Origin of the sequence: Arthrobacter sp. FW305-BF8, assembly GCF_021789315.1 — a bacterium.
Classification (GTDB): Bacteria; Actinomycetota; Actinomycetes; order Actinomycetales; family Micrococcaceae; genus Arthrobacter.
Window position 1 is genome coordinate 1,405,853 of sequence record NZ_CP084561.1, and the last position, 24,503, is coordinate 1,430,355.

At 66.6% G+C, this 24,503-nt stretch carries 25 protein-coding genes; 12 read left to right on the plus strand and 13 right to left on the minus strand.

The annotated features are described in order from the left end of the window. Window positions 1-61 precede the first annotated feature (61 nt). The gene (locus LFT45_RS06280) at window positions 62-640 is read right to left on the minus strand and encodes a hypothetical protein (RefSeq protein ID WP_236807539.1); all 579 of its coding nucleotides are present in this window, start codon (window positions 638-640) and stop codon (window positions 62-64) included. 2 nt (window positions 641-642) lie between these two features. Beyond that, window positions 643-1,350: a hypothetical protein gene (locus LFT45_RS06285; protein WP_236807540.1), complete on the minus strand. Its 708-nt coding sequence runs from the start codon at window positions 1,348-1,350 to the stop codon at window positions 643-645. 304 nt (window positions 1,351-1,654) lie between these two features. Here LFT45_RS06285 and LFT45_RS06290 point away from each other — a divergent pair, with 304 nt between their 5' ends. Then, window positions 1,655-1,966, plus strand: a complete 312-nt coding sequence (locus tag LFT45_RS06290) for a hypothetical protein (RefSeq protein WP_236807541.1) — start codon at window positions 1,655-1,657, stop codon at window positions 1,964-1,966. Window positions 1,967-2,005: 39 nt separating this feature from the next. Here the strand turns inward: LFT45_RS06290 and LFT45_RS06295 are convergent, their stop codons facing one another. The 7 genes from LFT45_RS06295 to LFT45_RS06325 all read right to left on the minus strand — a co-directional run bounded on the left by LFT45_RS06295 (window position 2,006) and on the right by LFT45_RS06325 (window position 10,473). Further along, window positions 2,006-2,398, minus strand: coding sequence for a hypothetical protein (locus LFT45_RS06295; RefSeq protein ID WP_236807542.1), 393 nt, complete (start codon window positions 2,396-2,398; stop codon window positions 2,006-2,008). A 443-nt stretch (window positions 2,399-2,841) separates the two neighbouring features. Further along, a complete protein-coding gene (locus tag LFT45_RS06300; protein ID WP_442863603.1) occupies window positions 2,842-5,091 on the minus strand; it encodes a bifunctional polysaccharide deacetylase/glycosyltransferase family 2 protein in 2,250 nt (749 codons plus the stop codon). 473 nt (window positions 5,092-5,564) lie between these two features. Beyond that, complete coding sequence (locus tag LFT45_RS06305; RefSeq protein WP_236807550.1) at window positions 5,565-5,975, minus strand: hypothetical protein; 411 nt, start codon at window positions 5,973-5,975, stop codon at window positions 5,565-5,567. Window positions 5,976-6,135: 160 nt separating this feature from the next. Next, window positions 6,136-7,986, minus strand: coding sequence for a glycoside hydrolase family 15 protein (locus tag LFT45_RS06310; RefSeq protein ID WP_236807552.1), 1,851 nt, complete (start codon window positions 7,984-7,986; stop codon window positions 6,136-6,138). A gap of 26 nt (window positions 7,987-8,012) precedes the next feature. Then, complete coding sequence (locus LFT45_RS06315; RefSeq protein WP_236807554.1) at window positions 8,013-8,489, minus strand: hypothetical protein; 477 nt, start codon at window positions 8,487-8,489, stop codon at window positions 8,013-8,015. Window positions 8,490-8,803: 314 nt separating this feature from the next. Then, entirely contained in the window at window positions 8,804-10,084 is a 1,281-nt protein-coding gene (locus LFT45_RS06320) for a flavin-containing monooxygenase (protein WP_236807555.1), read from the minus strand. 2 nt (window positions 10,085-10,086) lie between these two features. Beyond that, window positions 10,087-10,473: a TfoX/Sxy family protein gene (locus LFT45_RS06325; protein ID WP_236807556.1), complete on the minus strand. Its 387-nt coding sequence runs from the start codon at window positions 10,471-10,473 to the stop codon at window positions 10,087-10,089. A 267-nt stretch (window positions 10,474-10,740) separates the two neighbouring features. Here LFT45_RS06325 and LFT45_RS06330 point away from each other — a divergent pair, with 267 nt between their 5' ends. From LFT45_RS06330 to LFT45_RS23470, 6 genes are all read left to right on the plus strand, one after another. Then, window positions 10,741-11,208, plus strand: a complete 468-nt coding sequence (locus LFT45_RS06330) for a hypothetical protein (protein WP_236809496.1) — start codon at window positions 10,741-10,743, stop codon at window positions 11,206-11,208. Beyond that, window positions 11,205-12,431 (plus strand): Nramp family divalent metal transporter, encoded by a 1,227-nt coding sequence (locus tag LFT45_RS06335; RefSeq protein WP_236807557.1) that lies wholly within the window; start codon window positions 11,205-11,207, stop codon window positions 12,429-12,431. The genes LFT45_RS06330 and LFT45_RS06335 overlap by 4 nt, the downstream gene beginning before the upstream one ends. Next, complete coding sequence (locus LFT45_RS06340; protein ID WP_236807558.1) at window positions 12,428-12,874, plus strand: hypothetical protein; 447 nt, start codon at window positions 12,428-12,430, stop codon at window positions 12,872-12,874. Before LFT45_RS06335 ends, LFT45_RS06340 begins: the two co-directional genes overlap by 4 nt. After that, window positions 12,861-13,208, plus strand: coding sequence for a PRC-barrel domain-containing protein (locus tag LFT45_RS06345; protein WP_236807559.1), 348 nt, complete (start codon window positions 12,861-12,863; stop codon window positions 13,206-13,208). Before LFT45_RS06340 ends, LFT45_RS06345 begins: the two co-directional genes overlap by 14 nt. A 234-nt stretch (window positions 13,209-13,442) precedes the next feature. Further along, the gene (locus LFT45_RS06350; RefSeq protein ID WP_076798513.1) at window positions 13,443-13,646 is read left to right on the plus strand and encodes a cold-shock protein; all 204 of its coding nucleotides are present in this window, start codon (window positions 13,443-13,445) and stop codon (window positions 13,644-13,646) included. Between the two features lie 106 nt (window positions 13,647-13,752). Beyond that, window positions 13,753-14,526 (plus strand): plasmid pRiA4b ORF-3 family protein, encoded by a 774-nt coding sequence (locus LFT45_RS23470; RefSeq protein WP_442863604.1) that lies wholly within the window; start codon window positions 13,753-13,755, stop codon window positions 14,524-14,526. A gap of 558 nt (window positions 14,527-15,084) precedes the next feature. Here the strand turns inward: LFT45_RS23470 and LFT45_RS06360 are convergent. Beyond that, complete coding sequence (locus LFT45_RS06360) at window positions 15,085-16,944, minus strand: tetratricopeptide repeat protein (RefSeq protein ID WP_236807561.1); 1,860 nt, start codon at window positions 16,942-16,944, stop codon at window positions 15,085-15,087. Between the two features lie 120 nt (window positions 16,945-17,064). On the opposite strand from LFT45_RS06360, the gene LFT45_RS06365 reads away from it, so the two are divergent. Continuing rightward, window positions 17,065-17,229, plus strand: coding sequence for a hypothetical protein (locus tag LFT45_RS06365; RefSeq protein WP_236807562.1), 165 nt, complete (start codon window positions 17,065-17,067; stop codon window positions 17,227-17,229). 207 nt (window positions 17,230-17,436) lie between these two features. Continuing rightward, window positions 17,437-18,789, plus strand: coding sequence for a Na+/H+ antiporter NhaA (gene nhaA / locus LFT45_RS06370; protein ID WP_236807563.1), 1,353 nt, complete (start codon window positions 17,437-17,439; stop codon window positions 18,787-18,789). A 94-nt stretch (window positions 18,790-18,883) separates the two neighbouring features. Here nhaA and LFT45_RS06375 read toward each other — a convergent pair whose 3' ends face one another. After that, window positions 18,884-19,618 (minus strand): FadR/GntR family transcriptional regulator, encoded by a 735-nt coding sequence (locus tag LFT45_RS06375; RefSeq protein WP_236807564.1) that lies wholly within the window; start codon window positions 19,616-19,618, stop codon window positions 18,884-18,886. Window positions 19,619-19,808: 190 nt separating this feature from the next. On the opposite strand from LFT45_RS06375, the gene LFT45_RS06380 reads away from it, so the two are divergent. The 3 genes from LFT45_RS06380 to LFT45_RS06390 all read left to right on the plus strand — a co-directional run bounded on the left by LFT45_RS06380 (window position 19,809) and on the right by LFT45_RS06390 (window position 22,216). After that, on the plus strand, window positions 19,809-20,354 hold the full coding sequence (locus tag LFT45_RS06380; RefSeq protein ID WP_236807565.1) for a gluconokinase: 546 nt from the start codon (window positions 19,809-19,811) through the stop codon (window positions 20,352-20,354). Window positions 20,355-20,411: 57 nt separating this feature from the next. After that, window positions 20,412-21,815 (plus strand): GntP family permease, encoded by a 1,404-nt coding sequence (locus LFT45_RS06385; protein WP_236807566.1) that lies wholly within the window; start codon window positions 20,412-20,414, stop codon window positions 21,813-21,815. Window positions 21,816-21,940: 125 nt separating this feature from the next. After that, window positions 21,941-22,216 carry a hypothetical protein gene (locus tag LFT45_RS06390; protein WP_236807567.1) on the plus strand — a complete coding sequence of 92 codons (276 nt, stop codon included), beginning with the start codon at window positions 21,941-21,943 and terminating at the stop codon, window positions 22,214-22,216. Between the two features lie 4 nt (window positions 22,217-22,220). Here LFT45_RS06390 and LFT45_RS06395 read toward each other — a convergent pair whose 3' ends face one another. Both LFT45_RS06395 and LFT45_RS06400 read right to left on the minus strand, forming a co-directional pair. After that, window positions 22,221-22,922, minus strand: a complete 702-nt coding sequence (locus LFT45_RS06395) for a type 1 glutamine amidotransferase domain-containing protein (RefSeq protein WP_236807568.1) — start codon at window positions 22,920-22,922, stop codon at window positions 22,221-22,223. A 40-nt stretch (window positions 22,923-22,962) separates the two neighbouring features. Then, on the minus strand, window positions 22,963-24,282 hold the full coding sequence (locus LFT45_RS06400) for an SAM-dependent methyltransferase (RefSeq protein WP_236807569.1): 1,320 nt from the start codon (window positions 24,280-24,282) through the stop codon (window positions 22,963-22,965). Window positions 24,283-24,503 lie beyond the last annotated feature (221 nt).

Below are 24,503 nucleotides of genomic sequence, written 5' to 3' on the forward strand. Positions count from 1 at the left end.
GGCACGATTTAAGTCGCGATATCTGTTCCAAAACTCGGGGTCTGCCGGGTGGTGTGCTTGGCTACGAGGCGGCTGAGTTGAAGCCGGGATCGGTGGTGGCGGTCTCCAGGAGCCGGTCGAAGCTGCGGATGCCGTAATCAGGCGGCGTGGCGGCGATGACGATCCGCGTCGCGGTGACGGCGTCAGCTTTTGGCTTGGCATTCTGTTTTGCCTTCGGTGGGGGCTGCTGGACGACCTTCAGGTGCAGGCCGGACACCCCGTTCACAGACAGAGGCAGGCTCCCACCATCGAGGAGCAGTAAGCGGAGCCCGTCAGCCGAGAGCTGCTGGCTCCGGTCCGCCGTCAGTTCAAGAATCACGTCATTGACGGTCCCGGTCAGCCGGTGCAGGAACGCCCGCTCGCTCGAACTTTTGGCCCGGATGCCCAGCGTGGTGAAGGCGGTAGCGAAGAGCGCCACAAACAGCAGGGTGGCGCCGACGTCCCGAAGGCCGGGCGCAAAGAGCATCAGGATCAGGCACACGACGAACCCGACGACTGTAAACCGGCCGAACATGGCGCCCGCTTCCTCGCCCGGCCTGCCCGTCCACTGCTTGGAGGTGAAGCTGCACACTTCCCGGGAGTGGGTCCGTGGAGTTGGCATGATCAGTTCCCTTTCACTTCGAGCAGGGCTTCGGCCAGAATGATTGCTTCCCGCGCTTCGCGAAGGCTTTCCCGAAGGCCGGGATCCGGGAAGCCGAGGCTGGTGCCGCCCGGGGAGACGGCAAGATCGTCGGCGACCTTCCGCAGGTTGTCCCGCTCCAGCGCGAGCATCCGCGACGACGTCAGCTTGACTCTGCTTTTCTCTAACTCAAACAGCGACGTGTTGATCTGGTCCCGCCGCGCACGGATCGCGCGGCACACCCCCTGGATGCGCAGAGTGCGGCTGGTGAACATCCGCTCCATCTTGGCTGCAACGTCTTGGAGTTCCTTCAGGGTGCTGTATCTCCGCGCCTCATGGGTTCCGCTGTGCCGGGCCAGGAGCTGGCTGATGAGCGAGAGGCGTTGGCCCCACAGCTCGAGGCCTGCCTGGTTCTGGGTGAGGAGCAGTTCCGCAGCGCCGAGGGCCGTGGCCAGGGCATCCCTCCGCGGTGTGAGCTTGCTGGCCGCTGCGTCCAGCCGCGCGATGAACTGTCCGTAGTTGTCGAGCGCCGGACTTTCCTCCCGGCTGGCCACCGCCGTGGTGGGCGGGGCAGGCGGCCCGTTGGCCGCCGTCGAGCTTTCCTTTGGCGTACCGATACGCGGGGGAGCCGGGGGCTTTCGCGGCGGGAAGGCGCGGGGTTCCGATCCGGAGTCAGGTGCGCAGTCACTCATGATCAATCGTCCCCGTTCATGATCCGTCCAGGGCAGCCTCACACCGCCACGGACCAAGCAGGAGCGCCCGCGCGCCTGCCTGTGAATGCCCATTGTAAAGCGGAGGACGGGCGTTGTCTGCGGGTCCGGCGCCGGCAGGATTGCTGAAGGCCATGAACCAACCTTGCGTGTTGATACCGAGCGTCTTAACTTTTAGAAGCGAGCGTCTTAACTTTTAGAAGTGCGGACGGCGCGCGGAGTGACGCCGTCCCGCGAACCCCGTGGAAGCGGCTGCCCGGGAAATGAGGTGGGAAGCAGGTCAAGCGTGAAGTCCCTGCGAGAAGTCATACGAAGCGAGTTTTTCCCGTCCGCGGCGGCGCTGACGCTCGTTGTCCTTTTCTGGTTGGTCGGGTTGCTGGGCGGTCTCTCGCTGCTCAGCAGAAGCCGCCCGCCGCTGGACACGCTGAGTTGGTTGCTGTTCGTCTACGCCTCGGTGGTCCTGTCCAGTGCTGTTGGCCTGTGGGCGGCAATCGATCTGCTCCGCCGGCTGTCCCGACGGCGGCATGGGCTGTCCCGACGGCGGCAGGAACAGTCCCGGCGGCGGAAGGGCCGGGACAGTGGCAGCGGCGACGAATAGTTGCACGGGCAGGCCGGCACGATCCGGCGCTAACTTGCCTCAGTACTCCACCCTTACGGCCGTGGGCGTGATCCGCAGTCTTCCCTCCGTCTCGGCGGTCTTCTCGATGGCTTGCCCTACCTGCTTGGCCAGCATTGCTATGGAGGCTTCCTCCCTGGACATGTGGGGCCACTTCGACCGCCACAGCGCAACATCAACCGCGATGACGGCGCGGATTTCCTCGAGGGATTCACTGAACACGAAAATCCTGTCCTCGTCGACGCGGGACGGAACTACGACGGCCACGGAGGTGTCGTGTATCCGGACGACCCCCAGATGGCCGAGCCCGAGCTGAAGGGCAGAGGCAAACGACTGAAGTTCAATGGAGGACATCTGCGCCTCCCTGCTCGAGGCGTCCTCGAGCATCCTGGAAAATGCCGACAAGCTGACCATAGTGTTTCCCCTCCCAGTCTTGGGCGGACGCCGTTCGGCAGCCCCGCCCCCTAAGAGGTCCGGCCCCCCGGCCTACGGACCATCCGTTGCATTGACGTGCCAACCAAATGGCTGCCAACACGGTTAAGAGCTTGACGGGGGCGACAAACGAGTGCAAGTGACACGCGGCACCATGGCGAAGAAAGTCGCGCCACTCCCCGGGGCCCGCCCCCAGCCTGTGCCCGAAATGAGGATGGACATAAGGAAGGGGCCGACGACGGTCTGGGGAGCGCCTCCCTGGGAGGTACAACGTCGCCGGCCCCGTCCTTCACCGGAGGGCCCGCCGCATCATGGGGTAATGCGTCTGGGCCACCCTCCCGCCCGAAGCGAAGCTGCTTCGCAAATCTGGCGCAGTGAGCGGAGATGGGAATATCTGGGCTTTTCTCAGGTGGGTTGGCGCCGGCTCAATGGACCACCTCCTGTGGCTGCTGGCTGGAGTCCACTTCCTCTTCTGCTGTGTCAGCGGTGCTTGCCGGGGCGTTGACGGTGTTGGTTCGTTCCGGTTTGTACCAGCCCACGGCGCGTCCACGGAGGGCCTGGAGTAGGGATCCGACGAGCACGTAGGCGCGGAGGGGTTCGTAGATGAGCCGGTAGATCGGGACGATAAACAGGTGGCGGGGGTCTTCGCGGACCATGATGACGGCGACCAGGGAGATGATCATGTGGGTTGCGGCCACGAAAACTGCGAAGACAGCAATGGCCTGCCATTCACCCTTGGACAGGCTGACCGCGGCGACGATGAGGGTCATGGGCATGAAGACCAGTGGCACCAGGACCGACAGGAGTGCGTAGGGCATGGTGAGCAGGCCCAGAGCGCCGTAGCGGGGGTTCAGGAGCATGCCGCGGTGCTTGTACAGCGTCTGGATGTTGCCGTACGTCCACCGGAGACGCTGTTTGAAGAGCCCCCTGACGGTCATTGGCGCTTCCGTCCACGCGACAGCCTCGTTTTCCTGGACGATGCTGTAGCCGAGCCGTTGCAGGGAGAGGGTCAGGTCGGCGTCCTCGGCGAGGGTGTCGTGGGAGTACCCGCCGGCCTGGACGAGTGCTTCGCGGCGCCAAGCGGCGCAGGCGCCGGGGCAGATGGAGATCGCTCCCATCAGGCCTTCGGCCATGCGCGTGACGCAGATCCCGGAGAGGTATTCCAGGCTTTGCCAGGCGGTGAGGATGTTGCGCCGGTTGCCGACTTTCACGTGTCCGGCGACGGCGCCAACGGGCTTGCCCTTGGACTGCGCAACGAAGTGCCGAGCGAAGGCCTTGATGGTCTGTTTCTCGAACAGGGTGTCGCCGTCCAGGGTGACCACCACCTCTCCAAGGGAGTTGGTGATGCCGTTGTTGCTGGCAGCGGATTTCCCGGCGTTGGGCTGGTGGATGACCCTCAACTGGGTCCAGTTCTTTGCGTACCCGTTGAGGACTTCGGCGGTGCCGTCGGTGGAGCCGTCGTTGACGGCGACGACTTCGAAGTTGACGTAGTCGCTGGCCCTGAGGGCATCGAGGGTCTTGGCGACCACCGGTTCCTCGTTGTAGACGGGCAGGACCACGCTCACGGACGGCCAGTCCGACTCCGGGACGGTGTCCCAGGACCGTTTTTTCATGCGGCGGTTACTGATGAGGGCCAGGACCACGTACAGGAAAGTCAGCAGGGTCAGGGAACCGACGCCGAACCAGAACAGCCAGCCGATCAGGACGTTGGGGGTGACCAGGGTTGAGGTGAAGGTGGCCAGGGTCAGGTGATCGTCAACGGTGGCGCCGACGCTGCGCTCAGGGACGTATTCCTGGGGCAGCAGCGGCTGGACGGTGGTGAACTTGTAGCCCTGCGCCTTGGCCTGTGGAATGAAGGCCTTGAGCATCTCGATGGTGGAGGAGCGGTCGCCGCCGCCGTCGTGGACCAGGACGATGTGGCCCTTGCCGTCGAGGCTGGGAGTTGCGATGGCCTCGCCGGGTGGGTGGTCCCAGTCCCTCGTGTCGAGGTCCATGTTGATGTGCATATAGCCCAGTTGCTGGGCCTGCAGCAGGGCCAGGGCGTTGTTTTCCGGGTCGCCGGTGGGAATGCGGAAGAGGCGGGAACCGTAACCGTCGGTTGCGCGCATGACCCGGTCCGTGCCGATGATCTGCTCCCGGTTAAACGCATCGTCGTGGTCCCAGAAGTTGATGTGCGACATGGTGTGGTTGCCCACCATGTGCCCTTCCCGGATCAGCCTCTTGAAGACATCGGGGTTTTTGACGATGTTGTCGCCCAGCGTGAAGAACGTTGCCGGGACGTGTTCACGGGAGAGCAGGTCCAAAACCTGGGGTGTGAACGTGGGGTCCGGTCCGTCGTCGAAGGTCAGCATCAGCGTGTGGTCCGCGGGTTCCCCGTAGGAGTCAAGGACGTAGGGGCGGTTCCCGATCAGGTCCAGTTCGTCCTGGCTGGTTACTTGCCTGAATATTGTGGTGCTGAACGGGTCCTTCAGGAAAACCTTCCCGCCCGTCCGCTGGACCAGTGCAATCCGGTCAATGGCAAAGCCCACGTCCTGGCCGAGCCAGGGGATATCCTCCAGGTCACCGGAGTTCAGGAGCTGCCGCGGATAATCTTGTGACTGGTTCGTCTCCGCTTTCCACAGCGGAGCCGTGGCGCCGGGCAGGATCCACACCAACGACAAAGCCCCCACCACCATCAGGGCTAAAAAGCTGTTCAGAATGCGGCGCCACCGCCGGCCGCTCGGATCATAGAATATTGGTCCGGCGGACAAAGGAAGCCTCGGTGTCCGGTGCTTCACTGGGTCTCCTCGTGCTGAAACGGAAACGGTTAGTGCGGATGGCACTGTCACCGGCCACCCATGGCGCGGGAGGCCGACTGTGCGAAACGCCTGAGACCGGGGCGCTTCGGACCGAAGGTATTCGCCGGGGAGTGACTGGACGGGGCCCTCTCATGGGGCGTACCCCGTGCCGGCAACCTGTCCCGCGAACGTTGGTCCTTATCAACTTGCGGACAGTAATGAATTTTCCGCTCAGACCTTGCAAAAAGCATGCGAAGGCACCCGGGTGGCCCCGCTTTTGGCACCCAAATAGGGGGGATTCTCTACCCGTGGCAGGCTAACCGCCAGCTTTACCCCACCCGTTTGCAGGGTGTGTCCTGTATCGCCTGCCGTCAGGGGGTGCCGAGCCGCCAGCGCGGCGGGAACCAGGCGTGCGTTAGGAAGAAGGACATCATCAACCAGCCTGCCAGCAGCAAGGGGTAGTCGGGTACCCACGCTGAATAGTGGCGTCCTTCAGCCCACCCCTCTTGGGGATGCCCGTGGAGGTAGGAGGCAACCACGGCAAGGCATCCCAGGATGATCCCGGCTATAGATATTTCCCCGTTGGCGATCCACCACCGCCGCACTTTCGGGACCCTCCTGATCGGAAGTCCAAGGAGCACCATGGCCGCCATGGAGACCAAGGGGACGACGACGACGATCGTCACCCCGAGCGTGATGGCCCGGGTAGGGTCAGGGCTGATGACCAGGGTGGACGCGATCCGCGCGCAGGTGATGGCCAGCACCACGAAGGCGACTGCCATCTGGGTCCGGAATGGGTAAGGCCTGCCCGGGCGAAACGGATGGCCGCCCTCGTGCGGCCGGGCTGCCGGCCGGCTATGCGGGGATGCCTGAAACCCGCCCGTTGCCGGCCTCATCGGACCATGGGGCTGACTCTCGGGATCGGGCTTACTGGGCACACTTTCATGATGCCTTAGAATGCCCTCGGGGGAGAAACGATTTCGCCGGAGATCCGGGAAGTTTCTCCTTTGCAGCCTCCCGCAGAGCCAGCGCTGCCTGGACCAGCGCGGCGTGCGTCAGCGCCTGCGGATAGTTGCCGAGCAGGGCCCCTGAGGCGGGTTCGATCTCCTCGCTGAACAGGCCCAGCGGGCTGGCGTGCGCAAGGAGGGCCTCGAACATTTCCGTGGCCTCGGCTGCCCGTCCCGTGAGGGCGAGGGCCTGGGCGAGCCAGAACGAGCAGGGCAGGAAAGCCCCCTCATTACCCGGCAGGCCGTCCTGGCCCGGCGGGTAGCGGTACAGGAAGGGGTAGCCGGCGGACAGCTCCGACCCCACCGCATCCACGGTGCCGCGCAGGCGGTCCGAGTCCGGTGCCTCGAAGCCGGTCACCGGCAGGATCAGCAGGGCGGAATCGAGATCACCGGAGCCGTACGAGCGGGTGTACGTGTTCTTCGCGGCGTCGAAGCCTTGGGTCCTGATGTCGGCGGCAATAGCTTCCCGCGCACTTTCCCAGCGGCGCCGTCGGCGGGTGCTGATGCGGTGGCTCCGGGCAACACGCAGCGCCCGGTCCAGGGCCAGCCAGCCCATGATCTTGGAATGCACATGGTGCGCCGCGTCGGCCCTGATTTCCCAGATACCGGCATCGGGCTCCGGCCAGCGCCGAGCCACGAGATCGGTAAAGCTGCGCATGGCCCGCCACGTCTCCGAGTTGAGCCGGCGCCCCTGCCGGACGAGGTTCCACGCGGCGTCAAGGACCCAGCCGTAGCCGTCGAGCTGGTGCTGGTGCGCGGCGCCGTTGCCCACCCGCACCGGAGCGCTGCCCGCGTAGCCTGGCCAGCCCTCCAGCGTGCGCTCGCGGGGGACATGCCCTCCCGTAAGCGTCAGCAGCGCCGGCAGCCGGGGGCGCTGCAGCCTGCTCGCGTGCAGGAGCCAGTTCAGGAAGTTCACCGCCTCGCCGTCTTTGCCCAGGCCGAGGAAGGCGGCGATGCCAATGCTGGCGTCCCGCGGCCAGGCGTACCGGTAATCCCAGTTCCGGATGCCGCCCGGGTCCTCCGGCAGGGACGTGGTGGGGGCCGCGACCGGCGCGCCCGAGGGGGAGTAGGTCAGCAGCTTCAGTGTCAGCAGGCTCCGCAGGACTGCTTCGCGGAACGGGACGTCCTCGCTGATGCCTGACGCCCACTCCCGCCAGCGGGCTTCGTCGGCCTCCACCAGGTCCCACGCGGTTTCGGGATCGACCCACACCAGCGGTTCCGTGTAGGCCAGGGCGAGCACCATCACCACGGGACGGCCGGGCTCAACGGTGATTGTCGTCGTCGTGCCCGGCAGTACGCGCACCCCGCCGCTGACGCCGAGCGACATGGCCAGGGCGCCCCATTCGCAGACCACGTGCCGGTCCTGCCGGACGCGGGGCCTCAGGTGGCGCTCGCCGAAGCGGGGGTTAAGTTCGACGGCGGCTTCCGCGGGAGCGCCGTCGGCCTCCAGCCGGCGGATGAGGAGGGTAGTGGGCAGCAGGCGGCCGGATACTTCCGCCACCATGGCTTCGGTGAGTGTCAGCGTGCCGCCGTCGGTGGCCCAGACTGTTTCGAGCGTGGCGGTGTGCGGCCGGTAGCGGCGGACGATTTGCTTGGACGCCCGGGCCGGACCGGCGCGGAAGGTGCCCGCGTCCGGGCCGCCGAGCAAAGCTCCGAAGACGGGATCGCCGTCGAAGGTGGGCGCGCAGAGCCAGTCGATGCCTCCGTCGGCCGAGACCAGGGCGGCCGTGCGGGTGTCCCCCAGCAGGCCGTAGTCCGCAAGGGCGGGGGAGTGCATGGCGTCCATGGTGCGTCCACCTTCTCTCGCTGGGGTCAGCCGGCCGTGAGCAGCAGCCCGAGCAGTGAGCCGTAGACCAGATGGGCCGCGACGGCCACTGCCGGAGTCTGGATTCCGTAGTTCAGGCCCAGCAGGCCCGGAGGTTCGAGCGCTGCCCGGCTGGCCGGACCCGCCCTGGTGCTGGCCATCCTGGGATGGATGCCCGGCAGCAGGGGCAGGATGACGGTCAGTGCGACGGCGACATGCAGGAGTCCCAGCAGGGCGCCGATCCACCACGTTGCCCGGCCCAGCAGCGCAAACACTGCCGCGTAGCCCAGAGCGAAGACCTGCCCTGCCGCGAGGTGGATGAAGAAGCCGGCGATCCGCGCCTTGTCCGGATCGGGAGTGACCAGGCTGCCCAGGACCAGGGGCAGGTCGAGTCGGGTCCAGCCGGCCATCTGGAAGGCGATCATCACCGCGGTCAGGGCCGTGGTGGCCAGCAGCCCGAACAGCGCCCAGCCTTGCCAGTCCATCTCAACCGCCGCCACGCTGCGTGGGCGTTGTTTGCGGGTGTACCGCTGTCATGACGCACCTTCTAAAACTAAGTTGTCTAATTTTAGAGCCGGGGTTGGGTGGTGGGCAAGGGCCGACGGCGGATGCTCAGGCGAGCGTCCGGCGCTCGCCCACGCTTACGGCATCCTGGGCAGTCGCGTGGTGGGGTTAGCTTGTGCCCGCCGGCTCCTCGGCAGCTGATCCCTGATGGAGTCTGTGGCCAATAAACCAACGCGGGGTCACTTAGCGCCCAATGAAGGCTCGACATTGGGCGCTAAGTGACCCCGCGTTGCAGTTAACGCCCCGCGAGGTGGCCCGCCACGTACTCCGCGTCCATGCCCACCGCCGCCACCGTGGACGACGCATGCTTCGTAAGCCACGGCAGCCCGACCGCATAAAGCCCCGGCACCTCGGTGACACCACGGAAATGGCGCGGGTAATTCCATTCATCCAAAACCGGGATATCGAGGAAGCCGAAGTCCAGGCCGTAACCGGTGCTCCAAATGACTGACGTGACGCCCTCGGCGCCGAGGTCCAGGCGCGCCCCGGACCCGGAGGGCTGCCAGTCGACCGGCGGCACAGATTCAGCAACCGGCGCCTCGATCCCCGCCGACAGAATGTACGAGTCCAGCATCACCTGCATCCGCTGCCCGAACGCCGATTCCGTCAGCGCGATGCGGGCGGCGAGGTCGTCACTGAAGGTGATGGCGCCGTCGTCCGTTCCCTCATAATGGCCGTGCAGCCGGACGCCCCGGCGGCCGAGGTCCCGCAGGCGGATGCTGTGCCCGCCGGCGTTCCCGGAAATCAGAGGATTGCACATGAAGCGCGCCGCGGGCGAGGCAAGCGCCGCCGCCTGCAGGCCGTTGATGCCGTACTCGGGCCCGTGCAGGTTGACCTCGAGGAGCCAGTAGAACATGTCCTGCCCGCGGTAGCGCCGCGGCGCCTCGGGGCAGGCCGAGACGGACAGGTGCACCTCACGGCCGGCGTCGAGCAGGTCCTCGCTGATCTGCCCGCCCGATTGCCCGGTCCCCACCACCAGCACCGCCCCTTCCGGCAGTTGCGCGGGGTTGCGGTAGTCATGGCTGTGCTGCTGGGTTATGTGCCGGGGGAGTTTGGCGGCCGACGGCGGAATCCGCGGCCGCTGATAGGCTCCGTTCGCGAGGACGACGTTCCGTGCCAGCCAGTTCCCCTGGCTAGTGTCGACGGCGAACCCGCTACCCGCCGTCGTCCCGCCGTCCGCCCGCGCAACACGGCTGACCTCCGTCCCCACCCGCACCGGCGCCGCGATCCTCCGGGCGTACTCACGGAACAGCTCGATCACCCCGTCCCGGGGGAGGAAGGCATCAGGCTCGGGACCGTCGTACGTCATGCCCGGCAGCAGGAAGGCGAAGTTCGGCGTATTCAAATAGAACGAGTCCCAGCGGTCCTGCCATGCGCCGCCCAGTTCCGGGCGCTGCTCCAGCAGCAGATGTTCGACGCCGGCCCGGCTCAGCCAGTAGCTCGTGGCCAGGCCCGCCTGTCCCGCCCCGATGACCAGAGTGTCGATTTCCCGTGCGGCGGCCGATGACCGGGACATGGCTACTTCTTGGCGGCCTTCGGCTTGGGCTCCTTCGCGGCCTTCGGCGGCAGGCTGGCGACGTACTCGAACGCCTTCTCCGTCCATGCCCTGGCCCGCGCGTCGTCGCCGTCGCCCTCTTCGTTCCAGATCTCCGGCAGGCCTGTGTATCCACCCATGGGGCGCTCGGGTGGACCGAAGGGGACGGTCCGCTCCCCGGACTCGAGCACCTCCCGGTCCTCGTCGGAGAGCTTGATGCCGATGGTGGGCCCGAACAGACCGGCGAACATGTTGCCGTTGACGAACGCTCCGAGGTTCCCGAACATCGGCTTGATGACCACCTCCGGGCGGTCAGGCACCACGGCCCGGAAGTGCTCTTTGTCAGCCTCGGTCGCTTTGGGCATTTCCATCGTGCGCCTCCGGGTAGCAGGGCTTGGGCAGAAGATGTGGGAAGGGCCGTGCGCCATCCCATGCCCCGGATCATACGCCCGGCCGCCGGCCCCGGCCACCACGTCACGGGCCGGCCCAACGGCCGGACAGCCTGGCCAACTTCACCACCCGGCGCTCTGCTGTTTGCCGGCCCGCAGTGCTATACCTAGCTCAAGGCAACTAAATGTGCGGCTGTCTGCAGTGCGGCGATTCGGACGATCCGGGCCTGCCCGGAGGCTGGAGGAAAGGTGCTCACCAGGCCAGCCGGAGCGCGGACAGGCCGCCGGGCACTCCTCGCCGTCGCCTGCCTCGGCGCGCTCGCCGTCCTCACCTCCTGCTCAAGCGCCGTCACGGACACCGTGTCCACAGCCGTCGAGGACAGCGCCTCCGCCATCGCCACCGCCCGGCTCGCCATCCGGCAGGACGCAGACGGCAAGCTCACCCGCGCCGCCACTTCCACTGCGCTTGAGGACGCACTCAAAGAAGTGCAGACCAGCCGCGACACTGTCCTGCGGCTCTCACCCGCCTCCGCGGAGGACCGTCAGGTGCGGGAGGACGCGCTGAGGGTTCTGGACAGTTCCGCCGCCGGCCTCACCACCGCGCGGGACGCCGTGTCGTCCGACGACGGCGGGCCGTCCCTTTCTGACGGGAACCGGGCGCTCGCTGGGGCAGAGGAAGCACTGACCGGGCTGAAGTCTAAAGTGGGCGGGAAATGAAGCGCCTGCTCGGCGTCGCACTCGGCATCCTGACGGCCATCGGCGGCTTCGTGGACATCGGCGACCTGGTGACCAACGCCGTCGTCGGATCCCGGTTCGGACTGTCCCTCATCTGGGTGGTGGCGGTTGGCGTCGTCGGCATCTGCGTTTTCGCCAACATGTCCGGGCGGGTGGCGGCCGCCTCCGGCCGGGCCACGTTCGAGGTGATCCGTGAGCGGCTGGGGCCGCGCGCCGGGCTGGCGAACCTGTCCGCGTCCTTCCTCATCAACCTGATGACGGTGACCGCGGAGATCGGCGGCATCGCCCTGGCCCTGCAGCTCGCCAGCAGCGTCAATTACCTGCTCTGGATTCCGCTGGCTGCGGTGGCGGTGTGGCTGGTGATCTGGCGGGTCAAGTTCTCCATCATGGAAAACGTCACCGGGCTCCTGGGCCTGACCCTGATCGTGTTCGCCGTGGCGCTGTTCCTGCTCAAACCGGACTGGGGCAACCTGGCCAGCCAGGCCATCCCCGCCGTCCCGGACGAGGAAACCGGCGCCACCTACTGGTACTTCGCCATCGCCCTGTTCGGCGCCGCCATGACCCCGTATGAGGTGTTCTTCTTTTCCTCCGGCGCTGTGGAGGAAGGGTGGAAAATCAAGGACCTGATCCAGTCGCGCATCAACGTCCTGGTGGGGTTCCCGCTCGGCGGGCTGCTGTCCGTAGCGATCGCCGCGTGTGCCGCCGTCGTGCTTCTCCCGGCCGGGATCTCCGTCACCTCCCTCTCCCAGGTGATCCTCCCGGTGGCGGAGGGCGCCGGGAAACTGGGGCTCGCCGTCGTCCTCCTGGGCATTGTGGCCGCGACGTTCGGCGCCGCGCTGGAGACGACGCTGTCCAGCGGTTACACACTGGCGCAGTTCTTTGGCTGGTCCTGGGGCAAGTTCCGGGCACCGGCGCAGGCGGCACGGTTCCATCTGGCCATGATCATCTGCCTGCTGGTGGGCATCGGGGTGCTGGCCACCGGCGTGGACCCCGTACTGGTCACCGAATACTCCGTGGTGTTCTCCGCCGTGGCGCTGCCGCTGACGTACCTGCCCATCCTGATCGTCGCCAACGATCCGCAGTACATGGGCAGACACGTCAACGGCCGGGGCGTGAATGTGGTGGCGATGATCTACCTCGTGGTGATCCTCGTGGCCTCGCTGGCGGCCGTACCCCTGATGATTGTGACAGGAGCCGGCGCATGAAAACGCCCCGCCCGCTGGCCTCTGGTCCCTTGGCCCCGGTTCCTCCGGTTGCCGGGCAGACACTGGACGCCCAGCTCCACCTGCTGGACCGCCAGGTCCTGGACAGCGACGGCGTCCCCGTCACCACCGTTGACGACCTCGAACTCGGCGCCCCCGAGGGCGGACCTGAGACTCCTACGGGGACGGTGATCCCGCCAGGGACACCTGCCCCGGTTCTCACCGCACTGCTGACCGGCCCCGTCCTGGGAACGCGCATCTTCGGCGGCAGGCCGCCGTCGTCCCGGCTGATCCGGATCCAGTGGACGGACGTGGCCAGCGTCGGCGTGGTGGTCCGGCTCGGCGTCAGCGGCCAGGGCCTGGACGCCGACTGGGTGGAGCGCTGGATCCGCGACAAGATCATCACCCGGATTCCGGGATCGGGAGGCCGCCGTGATCCTCGGTGACCTTTTGGGCACTCCGGTGCATGACGACGACGGCGTGCGGCTGGGGCGCGTGGCCGACGCCCGGTTTGTGGTGGACGGCGCCCCGCACCGGCTGCTGGCCGACGCCCGCCTGCTGGGGCTGGTGGTCAGCCCGCACAGTTGGTCGTCGTTCATGGGCTACGAGCGGAATAGCCTCACGCAGCCGTGGCCGCTGCCTAAGCTGCTGCGGTGGCGGCACCGCGGATCCTTTTTTGTGATGTGGGAGGACATTGCGGTGCTTGGCGACCGGACCGTCCGGCTGCGTCCCGGGTACACGCCGTACAGCCCGGCGCTGGACGGGAACGGGCAGGAGTAGTTCGGCAGCTGCGCCTCCCGTGATGAGGGTCTCAATTGGTTGTTGCTGCAAGTTTGTCGCGGGGCCGGGTAAATGTCCTGTAGAGTTGATTCCGTTGTTGTGTTTGCATTGTGTAGTTCAGGCAGTACGCGCGGTCGAAAGTCCGCGTTCTTCTGAAGTAGCGGTTTTGAACACCCCACACCGGAGGACCCGAAAGTCGGGACAGTTCCTCCACCTTCACGAAGGACAAAAATAATGGCTACTGGTACCGTCAAATGGTTTAACGCTGAAAAGGGCTTCGGCTTCATTTCCCCGGACGACTCCTCGCAGGACGTTTTCGCGCACTACTCCGCGATCAACTCCTCCGGCTTCCGCTCCCTCGAAGAGAACCAGAAGGTTTCCTTCGAAACCGAGCAGGGCCCCAAGGGTCCCCAGGCCGTCAACATCCAGGCTCTCTAATTTCCTAGAGAACCGGGACCGTTAGGTTTCGAGCAGGGCCCGTCTTCGGACGGGCCCTGCTTTTGTTTACCCGGTGTGGAGCGCGCCGAGATGGCAGTTCGCACCAATGTTCTGTTGTGACACTGCCGCGAACTGTCATCTCGGTGGAAGCCGCCGCGCTCTGGAACAATGGCCATCATGCAATCAACCGACGCCGTCCCCTGCCTTTGACCTGCGCATCAGCATCACAGGCACTGAGCCAGAGGTCTGGCGGTGGCTGCAGGTGCCGGAAACCATCACCGTCCCGGAATTCCACCGCGTCCTTCAGGCCGCCTTCGGGTGGGAAAACCGGCACCTCTACGGGATCCGCTGTACTGACGTCCGCGGAGAAGGGCGCGTCATCGTTGGCCCGGACGAGGCTGCCGAGGACAGCTACGCCGAGCCGGCGTCCGGCGTCGCGCTCGTTGAACTTCTGGATGCAAAGAGGACCGGACCTGCCGACTTCGAATACGAATACGACTTCGGCGACGCCTGGACTCACACCCTCGAGTTGATGGTGCCCGCAGAGCTTCCCGAGAAGACTCTGCGGTGCACGGACGGCGCCAACCGCGGCCCGGTGGAAGATTCAGGCGGTTCGCACGGCTTCCGGCGAATCATTGAAGTCCTGGGCGATCCCGGGCACCGGAATACGAGGACACCGCGGGCTGGTACAAGTTCGCCACCGGCGAGGACGCCACAACGTTCGCGCCGGCCGGGTTCGACGCCGGCGCACTCAACGCCCGGCTGGACGAGTTTGCCCTCCAGCTGTGGCCCGAGCCGCCCACGGAAGGTGAGATCGACGCCGTCGTCCATTCCGTCCACTGGTTCCTGTCCCAGGTTCCCGCCGACGGGCTGCCGCTAACCCAGGATGGCTACCTCAAACCGGCCTTCGTCAGGGAGACCTTTCAAGCCCTCAGCCTCGGCGACACATGGCCCGGCAAGGCCAACCGCGAGGTCCAGACTCTGCCAGTCCTGCAGCTCCGGGAGCAGCTGCAGGACTGGAAACTGCTCCGGAAGTTCAAAGGGCGGCTGCTGCTCTCGCCCGCTGGTCGCAAGATGTCCGACGGCGGTCGTCCGTTGTGGGATTATCTCGCCAAAGCCGTCGCCAACCCTCCGGAGGAAGCGGCAGCCATAGTGAACGGCCTCCTGGTGCAATGGTTGCTCGATGGGACCACGCCGCGTTGGGAGGAGCGGGCGCGGATCATCGCCGACACTCTCACTGTCGAAGGGTTTCGCACTAAGGCCGAGGCGCGCATCCCGCTGGACCTTGGCCGAGACATGTACCTCCGCAGCCGCTCGACCCTGAAATGCCTGCAGCTGACGGTTTCCGGCGGCCACTACACCGACCATCCTGTGCTGACCGACGGCGGCCGGAAGTTTCTGCTCCAGGTGCAGGGCTGCTCAACAGAGGATAGGCCCACTACAGCTGGCCGCGCGCCGCAAGGAACGCGGTCAGCGCTAGGCTGTCGATCTCCTTCGCCAGCCACGGAACTGCCTGGGCCGCGGCGTCGTCGCCAAGTACGGCGCGGTGGGACTGTGCCCGGACCACGAACTCGCGCATCCCGCTCCGGCTCGCAAGCGCGCCGAGGCGCTCCACCACTTCTCCCGCGTGCTCAGACCTGGCCGCGATGGCCACCTCCGCGGCAACGTCCAGCAGCCGGGCCGAGTACCAGAGGTACCAGGGCTTGGGCTCCATGCCTCTTTCCACCCAATGCTGTGCCGCGGCGAGGTCGCCGTGCGCCAGGAACAGCCGGGCCTCCGCCCCCGCGGCGAGGGCCATGTAGCAGTGGTCCCCGGCCAGATCCGCCATCACCCAGGACCGGTCGATCATCTCCGCGGCAGCCTCCAGGTCTCCCGCCGCCAAGTACGTTTCGCCGCGCACTCCAGCCACGAAAGGTTCGAATGCTGTCCAGTGCTCGGCCAGAATCCACTGCAGTGCGCGGTCCAGGGCCTCCGCCGCCGGCTCAAGCTCCCCGCGCAGCAGCCACACGCGGCCCAGGAGCGCGCTGCTGAACGCCAGCTGCCGCCGGTTCCGCGCCTCCCTGGCCAGCCTGGCGGACGCGGTCAGCGCCTCCACCGCGTCACCATAACGTGCGGTGTCCGACGCAAGCATGCCTTGGATTGCCAGGACCCGCGCCTGCTCCTCAGGAAACCCGGCGGCGGCAGCACCGGCCCGCGCCAGCCAGCCCGCCGCGCGGTCCGGAACGCCCCGCTGAACCGACAGGTACCCCAGCTCGCGGTACGCGGCCGCGGTAGTGGGGGAGACGCCGTCGTGCTTTTCCGCCTGGGCCCTGTCCTTCGGTGCCTCGGCCGGAGATGCCTCAGCCGGAGATGCCTCCGCTGACAGCGCCCGGAGCAGGAAATCCGCCACCTCCGCGCCGCGGCCGCCCGCCTGGTGGATCATCGCCCCGGCGAGCGTGACCAGCGACTCGGCGAGGAGGTGCCGGTCAGGGGTGCGCTGGGCGAGGACGACGGCCAGCCGCAGCTGATCCAGGCCCCGGTCCACGGCTCCGGCCGAGAGCGAGGCGCCGCCAGCGTCGAGATAGGACCGGACGGTGGCTACGGTGGCGGGAATCCCCGGGTCCGCCTCTGGCTCCGCACCCGACAGTGCCCGGCGGATTTCCGGCGGCAACGGCAGGGCCAGTTCGTCGCGGTACAGGTTGGCGCACTTGGCCACGTGCTCGCGGGCATGCCGGTGCTCACCGATGGCCACCAGCGCCCGGACCAGCACCGCGTTGCAGTCGGTATGGAACGGGTCCCGCTGCAGTGCCCGTGAGGCCAGCTCCGCAGCCTCGCGCGGATCACCGGAAGCCAGCGCGGACACCGAGGACTCGTACAGCAGGGACTGCGCGCAGTTCTCCAACCGGTAGCGCTGGTCGGCCAGCCATGAATCGAACACCGGGCAATCGGCGAAGGACAGCCCCTCCAGCAGCTGGCCGTTCAGGCTGTGCGGGTCGGGGCGGGGGATGGCACCCGCCCCGACCAGTTCGGTGGCGTCGCAGCGCCACGGCGGCAGCAGCGCCAGCCGGAGCGGGTCGCCGTCGAGCGTTACACCGGTGAGCGTCTGCCGCAGCTCGGAGAGGTTCCAGCGCAGGGCGCCGAGGGGATCGGCGGCGTCCGGAAACAGCAGCGCTGCCAGCCGCGACCGCCCGTTGCCGTCCGGCTGAAGCGCAAGGTAGGCCAGCACAGCCCATGCCTTGCGGCCCCTGGGCTGCGCGGGAGAGATGCCGGTGGACTCGATCGCCGGTGGACCGAGGAGCCGGATCCACGTCTCGGCCATAGGGCTCATGGTACCGCCGCGGCTTTTCACTGTCTGCGGTGGCTCACACGCTTGCTCACACGCATGCCGCACAGACTGAGGCCATCCAATCAGCACCGCCACTCATCCGAGGGAAACACCATGGAACTGCTCATCATCATCCTCCTCGCTGGACTCTGGGTTATCGGCGCCACCGTCCGTGCCGTCCTCAGGGACGGCCGGGGCCACACTCCCGGTGTGCGTTCCAGAGAGGGATGGCACGCAGGCCACCTACCCAGCGTTCCCTTCTCGGAGGCGCGGCTTTAGGGCTGAGGCTTTCGTTTCGTCCGGCTCAACCCGATGGGCCCCGGGGTTTTCGGGTCCGGCCGGGCATCGCCTCGAGGGGGAACGGCCCGCCTGAGGACCAGCCGGGGGCCGTTCGTGTCAGGGCGGCCTCGGCCCTTAGACTGGAGGCAGGTGAGCCGGGAAGTCTGGTCGGCACGGTATTTGTCGACCCAATGATCAGGACGCCTAATGGACCAGAACCCACCCTCAACTCCGCCCCGCCGCGGATCCACCGTCTTCGGACGCGGCAGCTACGCCGAGGCGTTGCGCATTGCGGCGATACTGCGGAAAGAAACCGTCGGCGGCGCCCTGCTGGTCGCCGCAGCCGTTATCGCGCTCATCTGGGCCAATTCCCCCCTGGCCGAGAGCTATTTCGGCCTCCGGGACTTCAGGATCGGCTACGAGCCCTGGCACCTTAACCTCAGCCTCGGAGCCTGGGCCGCCGATGGCCTGCTGGCAATCTTCTTCTTCCTCGTCGGACTCGAACTCAAACGGGAGTTCGTCGCCGGAGACCTGCGACAGATCAGCAAATCCATCGTCCCCATTGCCGCCGCCGTCGGCGGCGTCGCCGTGCCTGCAGTAATCTACGCCCTGATCAACCTCTCAAGTCCGGAGACGTTGCGGGGGTGGGCCATTCCCACCGCCACCGACATCGCCTTCGCCGTGGCCGTCCTGGCGATCATCGGCTCCCACCTGCCCAGCGCCCTGCGGATCTTCCTGCTCACCCTCGCCGTGGTCGATGACCTGATCGCGATCAGCATCATCGCCATCTTCTACTCGCACGACATCCAGCCCGGGCCGCTGCTGCTGGCACTGATCCCTCTGGGCCTCTACACCTTCCTAGCGCAGAAATATCGCAGGTTCTTCGGCACCAGGCTGGCAGCAGCCTGGCTCATCTTGCTGCCCCTGGGCATTGCCACCTGGACGCTCGTGCACGCCTCAGGCATCCACGCCACCGTCGCCGGCGTGCTGCTGGGATTCGCCGTACCCGTGATCCGGTCCCAGGCAAGCGGTGGCCCCAAAGCCGGCCCCGGCCTCGCGGAAACGTTCGAACACCGCTTCCGCCCCATCTCCGCCGGCATCGCCGTACCGATCTTCGCGTTCTTCTCCGCCGGCGTCGCCGTCGGAGGATGGGAAGGACTGGTCTCGGCCCTGACCGACCCGGTCGCCGTGGGCGTCATCCTCGCCCTCGTACTGGGTAAGCCTGCGGGGATTCTGGGCACCACCTGGGTTCTCACAAAGGCAACCAGGGCAAGGCTGGATGATTCCTTCAAATGGATCGACATCTTCGGGGTCTCCGTCCTGGCCGGAATAGGTTTCACCGTCTCCCTGCTCGTGGCTGAACTGAGTTTCGGTCACGGAAGCATCCACGACGACCACGCTAAAGTCGGCATTTTGACCGCGTCCCTCATTGCTGCACTGCTCGCAGCCGCCGTCCTCAGCACCAGAAACCGCCAATACCGGCTGGCAGAAGCTGAAGAGGAAATCGACTCAGACCACGACGGCATCCCCGACGTCTATGAACAGGACCACCGCTCCTGAACCAGTGCGGCAATGAGGGAGCGGGCGGAAGGCAACCCGTACCTGGTTGCCTTCCGCCCGCGGTGGCCCGGTTTTGGCGGGCGCAACCGGCGGGCTAGTGCAGCCCCATCGCTTCGCGCACTTCGTCCAGGATGTGGTGCATGGCGCTCTCCGCAGCCGTGGCGTCCCCGCCGGCGATGGCGGCGGCTACTTCCTCGTGGGCGTCGAGCGCCTCGGGCCGCGGCTTGAACGGCATGAGGCCCTGATGCGTGCGGCTGGTGAGGACCTCGGCCACCATGCCTTCAAGGGACGAGAACATCTCGTTGCCGCAGCTCTTCAGCAGCAGGCGGTGGTAGGCGATGTCCGCCTCGAGGAATCGCTCGAGCTCACCCGCCTCACCCAGCCGGCGCAGGTCCGCGGCCAGTGCCACGAGCTGGCTGCGTTCCGCGGCGCTGGCCCGGCGTGCGGCGCCGGCAGCGGCAATAGGTTCGACGGCGATGCGCAGTTCGGTGAGGCTGGCGTACTGCTGCGCCCGGCGATCGGATGCGAGGCGCCACCGCACCAGCTTGGGGTCGTAGACGTTCCAGAGCTCGGGGCTCTGCACGACGATGCCCACCCGCCGGCGTGAGTAGACCAGGTTCATGGACTCGAGGACCTTCATGGTGTCCCGCGCCACCGTCCGCGACACTCCGTATTCCTGCTGCAGGCCTTCAAGGGTCAGGCGGCTTCCCGGCGCCAGCGCACCGGACGCAATGGCCACGCCCACAGCGTCCAGGACGCGTTCATGCATGGCGGGTGACAACCCGCCGTCGTGCGCGTTGTCCGCACGGTCTTCTGTCGCCGTCGACATGGTCCTGCCTTTCCTCTGCGCTGAGGCGCTCCTCCAGAGTACCGGAAGAAGACGGCAAAGGTATGACCTGTGACACGAAAAGATAGTATCTTTTGGATGAATTGGTGATACCTTATCTCCAGCGCAGTTCGAGTCGGGCTGCAGATTGAGCTTCTTCCACAAGCCAAAGACGTCTTCTTCGGAGGTAAACATGCAGTATCCAGCCACGCATCTAGTGGTGATGGGCGTTGCCGGTTCGGGCAAGTCCACGATCGCCGCGGCCCTGTCCAAGCACCTCGGCTGGGCATCCGCGGAGGCGGACGAGTTCCACCCACAGTCCAATATCGACAAGATGAGTCAGGGCATCCCGCTCCAGGATGAGGACCGCTGGCCCTGGCTGCAGCAGATCCAGAACTGGATGACCGGGCAGGCGCGTGCCGGCCGCAGCACCGTGCTCACCTGCTCCGCGCTCAAGCAGAGCTACCGCAAGCTGCTGGCCGAAGCCGAAGGCCGCGTGCTCTTCATCCACCTGCACGGTGACGCCGCCCTGATCAGCCAGCGGATGCAGGGACGCGAAGGCCACTTCATGCCGCCCACGCTCCTGCCCAGTCAGCTGGCCACCCTGGAACCGCTGACCGCCGAAGAACTGGAAGGTGGCAGCCTCCGCCTGGACATCACACGCTCCCCGGAGGAACTCATCGAGGCCATCCTCGCAGCGCTGAAGCTCCCGTCGGGCAAAGCACCGTGCACTAACTAAGCGCCCGCTTCACTCTTTCACCTCCCCAACTGCAAGTCCCTGTTTCAAAGGAGAACCATGACCATCGAAGGATGGACCCAAACACTGGGCGCAGGACCACTGCTGCTCATCGCGGCAGCGGCGATCGCCGTCCTGCTCTTCCTGATCATCCGGCTGCGCATGCACGCGCTGCTTGCCCTGATCCTGGTAAGCCTCGCCACGGCCTTCGCCACCGGAATCCCTGCAAACCAGGTGGTCCCGGTGCTGGTCAACGGCTTCGGAACAACCCTCGGCACCGTCGCGCTGCTGGTCGGCCTGGGTGCCATGCTCGGCCGCATCGTGGAGACCAGCGGCGGCGCCAAGGTGCTGGCCGACTACCTGATCGGCATCTTCGGTGAGAAGCGGGCCCCGTTCGCTTTGGGCCTCGCGTCCCTGATCTTCGGCTTCCCGATCTTCTTCGACGCCGGACTCGTGGTGATGCTGCCCGTCGTGTTCGCCGTCGCCCACCGCCTGGGCGGGGGAGTGCTGCGCTACGGCCTGCCGGCTGCCGGTGCGTTCTCCGTGATGCACATCTTCCTGCCGCCGCACCCGGGCCCGGTCTCGGCGTCGGCCTTCTTCGAAGCGAACGTCGGCCTGGTGACCATCGTCGGCCTGCTCACCGCGATCCCCACTTGGTACGTCACGGCTTACCTGTACGGCCTGTGGACGGGCAAGAAGCTGGAACTTCCCGTGCCGGAGCTGCTGGGCCACGCCACCGCTGACGCCGAGTCCCACCCGCCGCGGTTCCGCACCGTGATCGGCCTGCTGCTCCTGCCGCTGGTCCTGATCTTCATCAACACTGGCCTGAACACCTTCGCCGCCTCGGGCGTCCTCCCCGAATCGGTCAAGAGTGAACAATGGTTCCAGGTGCTGCGCACACTCGGTGAAACGCCGGTGGCACTGCTCATCTCCGTTCTGGTTGCGATGTTCGTCCTGGGTGCCCGCCGCGGAGTCCACAACTCCGCGCTGGAGAAGCTGCTTGAGTCCTCGCTGGGACCGGTCTGCTCGGTCATCCTCATCACCGGCGCCGGCGGCATGTTCGGCGGCGTGCTGCGCACCTCCGGCATCGGCGACGCCCTTGCCGACGTACTCGGCAACATGGGCATCCCGCTGATTCTGGCCGGCTTCCTGGTCTCCGCAATCCTGCGGATCGCCCAGGGCTCCGCGACAGTGGCGCTGACCACCACTGCGGGTCTCATCGCCCCGGCCGTTGCCGCGGGCGGACTGAACGGCATGCAAGTCGCTGCCATGGTCATCGCCGTGGCCGCCGGCTCCGTGGTGGTCTCCCACGTCAACGACTCCGGCTTCTGGCTGGTGGGCCGCTTCTTCGGCATGGACGTCAAGACCACGCTGAAGACGTGGACCATCATGGAAACCCTCATCGGTGTCATGGGCTTCGCCATCGCGGCGGTAATCTTCCTGGTCGCTGGACTGGCGGGATAGCTGCTGTTACTTGAGTGCGACGGCGGGATGCCGGCAGATCTGCCGGCCTCCCGTCGTCGTACTTGTGTCAGCTGATCCTGCAAAATGCGGGAGACTGGAACTTCTCGACACGAAGGCGGAACACAATGATCAATCTGCAGCAGGATGCCGAAGGCTTCATCCGGATGAACCGGCACTTCCCGGAGGGCATCCTCGTCTCCGTCACGTTTTCCGATGGCGCAGTGGAGGAGGTCTCTGGCAAGCGGCTTAACCAGGCGTACGACGAAGCCCTCGCCGAGTTCCGCGCGCAGAATCACATGGACGCCAAAGGTTTCTCGCGTTACCAGAAGAGCCGGACCAACCCCGGAAACAAGGTCGACTTCGTGCGCGTCCAGCACGGCATGGGAACTGCCAACGGCTGACGACCTACTCGGCGAGGGCTTTGATGACCTCCTTGGCCACGTCCTCGCTCGACTGCGGGTTCTGGCCGCTGATGAGGTTGCCCTCGCGCACCACATGGCTCGCCCAGTCCGGGCCGGTTTCCACATTGGCGCCCTTCTCCCGCAGCGCCGTCTCCACGAACCACGGGGTGTTCTCCCCGGTGCCGGCGCCCAGTTCCTCCGAATTGGTGAACACCGTCACTTTGCGGCCCGTGAAGGCGAACGCGCCGTCGTCGGCCGTGGCGCTGAGCAGGCCCGCCGGGCCGTGGCAGAAGGGGGCGATGATCTTGCCGACGCCGTCGGCCTCCACGAGGATCCGGCCGAGGTCCTTGTCCTGGAAGAGGTCCGCCATGGGGCCGTGGCCGCCGGGCAGGACGACGGCGTCGTAGGCGGACATGTCGACGTCGGCCAACACCAGCGGCGCGAAGAGGTCGACGTCAATCATGTCCAGATACGTGCGGAAGTCTTCCGCCCGCTCCTCGCTGCCGACCGTCTCCGCCTGCAGGCTGAGCTTGTCCACGGTGGGCTTGACGCCGCCGGGGGTGGCGAAGTCCACGTTGTGTCCGGCCTGCTGCAGGGTACGGTGGGCCACCACCAGCTCCTCGGCCCAGAAGCCGGTGGGGTGCTGGCTGCCATCCTTCATGGTCAGCGAATCGGCCGCCGAGACGACCATCAGAATGTTAGCCATTGTCCTTGCTCCTTATGTGGGTTTCTTGGTTTCGACAGGCTTAGCCGGCAGTCCATTCCCTCAGTCGCAGCGGCGGTTCCTGGCCGCCCGGCTTCTGCACCAGCACCTGGTTCACGCCTGTAAGGCCGTCTTCGAATCCGAGCGCGCTGGCCGCCATGTACAGCCGCCAGATTCGGGCGCGGCCGTCCGTTGTGAGCCGCACGGCTTCGTCCCAGTTCTCCTCGAGGTTCTTGACCCATGCGCGGAGCGTCAGGGCGTAATGCCGGCGGAGGGCCTCGACGTCGAGCACTTCGAAGCCGCCGCCCTCCAGCGCCGTCATGACCTCGGAAAGGCTGAGCATCTGGCCGTCGGGGAAGACGTAGCGGGGGATGAAGGAATCGGGATCGTCCTCGGTGGGCCCGGCGTTCCAGGAGATGGCGTGATTGAGCATGCGGCCGCCCGGGCGGAGCAGGCTGTGGAGCTGCGAGACGTAGCGGTCCAGGTGCTCGCGGCCCACGTGCTCGGACATGCCGATGGAGCTGATCGCATCGAACGGGCCGTCGTCCATGTCGCGGTAGTCCTGGACGCGGATCTCCACTCGGTCCGTCAGTCCGGCTTCGGCCACCCGCTTGCGGACCAGCTCGGCCTGTTCCGTGGAGATGGTGATTCCAACAACGGTGACGCCGTACCGCGCAGCGGCGTGCAGGGCGAAGCTGCCCCAGCCGCAGCCGACGTCCAGCAGGCGCTGGCCCGGCTGCAGGCCGAGCTTGCGGCAGACCAGATCGAGCTTCTCCTCCTGGGCTTCTTCCAGGCTTTTGCTTTCATCGGACCAGACTGCGCAGGAATACACCATCGACGGGCCGAGGACCAGCCGGTAGAAGTCGTTGCCGACGTCGTAGTGGTGTGAGATCGCCGCGGCGTCGCGCTTCTTGGAGTGCCTGTGGCCGTGCTTTTCCACCTTCGCTTCCTCCGGCGGGGGAGCGGGGTTGGGGCCCAGCGCGCCGAGCCGGATGCCGGTTTTCAGCAGCGTCCAGAGTTCCCGGGGCGCCGGCGGGCTGAACGGGCCTGGTTCGGCGAACTTGCCGGCGGAACTCAGCGCGGCGAAGGCCTCGAAGATGTCGCCGTGTGCGGTGATTTCACCGGCGACGTACGCCCGGCTCAGGCCCAGCTGCCCAGGGGACCAGAGGATCCGGCGCAATGCCCGGCGGGACGTGAACTCGATCAGCGGCGCATCAGGGGGGCCTGCTTCTGAGCCATCCCAAGCCCGCAGACGGACCGGTATCCGGTCGGCGCCGGCTTCTCCAGTGCCGAACTCCCCGGTGCCGAGGACGATGGCCAATGCATTGGCCAGCTTTGGTGCCGCTCCGGTCGTCTTTGCCATAGTCGTCGCCTCTCATCCCGTGCCCCAGCTCGGGCTGCGCCATTGCAGTCCCGTGGGATTAAGCTACACAAGCCTGCCTGCGCCGGACAGGGAGACAGACCTGTCTCCCTGAGTCCGGCAGGTTGTGGGGCGCCCGTTTTCTTCGCCCGCTTCACGAATCGCGGATCATCGTGCCAAGCAAAGCGGAGCTGCCCCAACTTCCCGGCTCTGGACCGCCGCCC

Coding starts and splice junctions, on each gene's coding strand:
- LFT45_RS06280 (WP_236807539.1), bottom strand. CDS start 640: ATGCCAACTCCACGGACCCACTCCCGGGAAGTGTGCAGCTTCACCTCC.
- LFT45_RS06285 (WP_236807540.1), bottom strand. CDS start 1,350: ATGAGTGACTGCGCACCTGACTCCGGATCGGAACCCCGCGCCTTCCCG.
- LFT45_RS06295 (WP_236807542.1), bottom strand. CDS start 2,398: ATGGTCAGCTTGTCGGCATTTTCCAGGATGCTCGAGGACGCCTCGAGC.
- LFT45_RS06300 (WP_442863603.1), bottom strand. CDS start 5,091: ATGGTGGTGGGGGCTTTGTCGTTGGTGTGGATCCTGCCCGGCGCCACG.
- LFT45_RS06305 (WP_236807550.1), bottom strand. CDS start 5,975: ATGGCAGTCGCCTTCGTGGTGCTGGCCATCACCTGCGCGCGGATCGCG.
- LFT45_RS06310 (WP_236807552.1), bottom strand. CDS start 7,986: ATGGACGCCATGCACTCCCCCGCCCTTGCGGACTACGGCCTGCTGGGG.
- LFT45_RS06315 (WP_236807554.1), bottom strand. CDS start 8,489: ATGGACTGGCAAGGCTGGGCGCTGTTCGGGCTGCTGGCCACCACGGCC.
- LFT45_RS06320 (WP_236807555.1), bottom strand. CDS start 10,084: ATGTCCCGGTCATCGGCCGCCGCACGGGAAATCGACACTCTGGTCATC.
- LFT45_RS06325 (WP_236807556.1), bottom strand. CDS start 10,473: ATGGAAATGCCCAAAGCGACCGAGGCTGACAAAGAGCACTTCCGGGCC.
- LFT45_RS06335 (WP_236807557.1), top strand. CDS start 11,205: ATGAAGCGCCTGCTCGGCGTCGCACTCGGCATCCTGACGGCCATCGGC.
- LFT45_RS06340 (WP_236807558.1), top strand. CDS start 12,428: ATGAAAACGCCCCGCCCGCTGGCCTCTGGTCCCTTGGCCCCGGTTCCT.
- LFT45_RS06350 (WP_076798513.1), top strand. CDS start 13,443: ATGGCTACTGGTACCGTCAAATGGTTTAACGCTGAAAAGGGCTTCGGC.
- LFT45_RS23470 (WP_442863604.1), top strand. CDS start 13,753: ATGTTCTGTTGTGACACTGCCGCGAACTGTCATCTCGGTGGAAGCCGC.
- LFT45_RS06360 (WP_236807561.1), bottom strand. CDS start 16,944: ATGGCCGAGACGTGGATCCGGCTCCTCGGTCCACCGGCGATCGAGTCC.
- LFT45_RS06365 (WP_236807562.1), top strand. CDS start 17,065: ATGGAACTGCTCATCATCATCCTCCTCGCTGGACTCTGGGTTATCGGC.
- nhaA (WP_236807563.1), top strand. CDS start 17,437: ATGGACCAGAACCCACCCTCAACTCCGCCCCGCCGCGGATCCACCGTC.
- LFT45_RS06375 (WP_236807564.1), bottom strand. CDS start 19,618: ATGTCGACGGCGACAGAAGACCGTGCGGACAACGCGCACGACGGCGGG.
- LFT45_RS06380 (WP_236807565.1), top strand. CDS start 19,809: ATGCAGTATCCAGCCACGCATCTAGTGGTGATGGGCGTTGCCGGTTCG.
- LFT45_RS06385 (WP_236807566.1), top strand. CDS start 20,412: ATGACCATCGAAGGATGGACCCAAACACTGGGCGCAGGACCACTGCTG.
- LFT45_RS06390 (WP_236807567.1), top strand. CDS start 21,941: ATGATCAATCTGCAGCAGGATGCCGAAGGCTTCATCCGGATGAACCGG.
- LFT45_RS06395 (WP_236807568.1), bottom strand. CDS start 22,922: ATGGCTAACATTCTGATGGTCGTCTCGGCGGCCGATTCGCTGACCATG.
- LFT45_RS06400 (WP_236807569.1), bottom strand. CDS start 24,282: ATGGCAAAGACGACCGGAGCGGCACCAAAGCTGGCCAATGCATTGGCC.